The 2,712-nt window shown below is 68.9% G+C and carries 2 protein-coding genes; both read right to left on the reverse strand.

What is annotated here, in order from left to right:
• On the reverse strand, positions 1-1,348 hold a 1,348-nt coding region (locus tag AAGI46_16745; protein ID MEM1013856.1), incomplete at its 3' end, for a glycosyltransferase family 4 protein.
• A gap of 29 nt (positions 1,349-1,377) precedes the next feature.
• The coding region (locus tag AAGI46_16750; GenBank protein ID MEM1013857.1) for an AIR synthase-related protein at positions 1,378-2,712 on the reverse strand (1,335 nt) is incomplete at its 5' end.

The following is a 2,712-nucleotide window of genomic DNA, read 5'->3' on the forward strand; positions in this document are numbered from 1 at the left end:
CGGCGTCTTGCCAGCGCATTTGGCGGACTTCGAGGGAGCCGCGGTCGGACAAATCGGCCGCGAGGGCGTCGTCGTGGAGGACGTCGACCATCTTCGTGGCCAGGTCGTCGTCGTCCCAGAAGTCGGCGGTGAGGACGTTTTCGACCCTTTCGCTCAGGCCGCTTTGGTTGGAGATGATCGTCGGGACGCCGTGGCTCATGGCTTCGAGGCCGACCAGGCCGAAGGGTTCGCTGCGGCTGGGCATGACGAACAGGTCGGCCGAAGCGAAGAGCCTGGCGACGTCGTCGGAACGCAGATGACCGGCGAAGAGGGTGCGCTCGCCGATCTTCAGCTCCTCAGCAAGACGGCGCAGGCTGTCGGCCTCGGGGCCGGCGCCGGCGATGACGAAGCGGGCGGACGGCTCCTGCTCCAGCACCTTGGCGGCGGCGCGGAGGAAGCCGTGCGGGTTCTTCTGCTTGGTCAGTCGGCCGACGAACAGCACGATCCGCTCGTGCGCGCTGATGCGGTCCGAACGACGCTGCGCGAACCGCGGGTCGGCATCGGCGGCGTTGTGGATGACGGTGATCGACGCGCGGTCCAGCCCGTACCGCTCGGCGACGACGTCGGCCGTGTAGCTGCTGACGGCGACGATCGCGTCGGCGGAGCGGAGCCCGTTGGCCTCGGCTTCGAGGATCGACGGGTCGGCCAGCTCGCCGACGCGGTCGTACTCGGTCGAGTGGACGTGGGCGACGAACTTCACGCCCAGCTTGTCGGCGATGCGACGGGCGGCCTCGAAGGTGAGCCAGTCGTGGGCGTGGACGACGTCGACCTTGCGACCCGCGGCGATCTCGCGGTCGGCGACGTCGCGAGCGGACTCGGCGAACCGCTTGGCCTCCTTGGCCGGGTCGATCGGCTCGGGCTTGTCGGCGGGGCGATGCCGGGCGGGCTGACGGACCGGCGGCTTGGGTGCCGGTCCGGCGGGCGTCTCGGCAGCGGCGTTGGCCGAGTGTGAGATGCCGGTCGCGTAGGCGTCGATGCGCCTGTCGCCGACGCCGCGGAAGGTGACGTTGTCGAACTCCGGCAGGCCCGGGCCGAGGTCGTCGTGGGTCGGCTCGCCGGCTTCCGGGGCTTCGACGGTGGTTGGCTCGGCAGCCGTGAAGCCAGTCTTGGCCGGGCGTGGCATGAGGAAGAGGATGCGATGACCGGCGCGGCTCATTTCGCGCGTCAGGCCGTAGCACGCAACGCCGACGCCGCCCGAGACGTAGGGCGGAAACTCCCAGCCGAGCATGAGGACGTCACGCGGCGTGCTGGGCGCTTGCGGCGTGGTTTCTGGTTCGGGTTGTTCGATGGTCTCGACGGAATCGGGCACTGGCGTCACGACGATAAACAACGCCAGCGTTACGTCAATGAAGCTGCAGCTTCGGCGTCGCCCTCGCCGCGCCAGGCGCGACGACAATCCGCCACGGTCACTTCGCTGCCGTCGCGGAACTTGAGGCGTGGGGCGTCGACGACGGTGCCGAGTCGGACGGTCTCGACGGCTGGGCCGAAGTCGAGATCTCGGCCGGCGAGGAGGTAGGTGGTCATCGGTTCGTCGAAGGGGACGTCGGCGTGATTGAGGTCGAGGCCCAGGTCGCCGCCGATGGCCATCTCGGCGGCAGCGACGAGCCATCCGCCGTCGGAGACGTCGTGGGCGGCGGTGACGTTTCCGGACCGAACGAGCCGGCTGACTTCGAGGTGGGCTTGCCAGCGGTCATTCAGATGGTCGTCGCGAGCCCCGAGCGTGAGCGAGTGGGATTCGGTGGGCATGGCAGCAGAACCCGCTTGCTCACGCTCGGGGCTCGCGGGGTTCGTCGTGGGTCGCACCAACCAGAGCTCGTCATCGACTCGTTTGAGGTCGCTGGTGACGCATCGACGGACATCGTCGACGATGCCGAAGGCGCTGATGAGCAGCGTGGGCGGGATGCGGGTGGTGACGCCGGTGGTCTGGTCGGTGTGCTGGTTGTGCAGCGAGTCCTTGCCGCTGACGAAGGGCGTGCCCCAGGCCAGCGCGACGTCGCGGCAGGCCTCGCAGGCTTCAACGAGCGTGCCCATGGCCTCGGGCGAATCGGTGCCTGGCCAGCAGAAGTTGTCGAGCAGAGCCAGGCGTTCGGGATCGACGCCGACGCAGATCGCGTTTCGGACGGCCTCGTCGATGCTGGCGACGGCCATGGCGTAGCAGCCGTCGGTGAGCGACAAATGCGGGGCCAGACCACACGCGATGGCGACACCGCGATGCGAGTCGGCCTTGGGCCGCACCACGGCTGCGTCGGCGGGTCCGATCTGCAGCGGGCCGACGAAGGGCTTGACGATCGTGTTGCCTTGAACCTCGTGGTCGTACTGGCGGACAACGCGGTGCTTGGAGGCGGTGTTGGGGGAGGAGAGGTGATGCAGAAGGCACGAAGGCACGGAGGCACGAAGGCACGAAGGGTCAGGCAACACCGGCTCTGGCACTCCGTGCCTTCGTGCCTCCGTGCCTTCGTGCCTCTCTGTCACCACCACCGCCTCCCGCGTCGGCATCGGGATGCCGTCGTGCAGGAAGGCCATCGGCAGGTTGGCGACGACGGTGCCGTGCCAGGTGAGGCGGAGCGACGCGCCCGCGTCGCCATCGTTTGCCGTGGGCCGAAAATCAGGTAGGGGGGTGTCCCCCGAACAGGAGTTGGTGGCCCCGGGCCCCGCCGCATAGGCGGAACTAAC

This window comes from Planctomycetota bacterium (assembly GCA_038746835.1).
Taxonomy (GTDB): domain Bacteria; phylum Planctomycetota; class Phycisphaerae; order Tepidisphaerales; family Tepidisphaeraceae; genus JBCDKH01.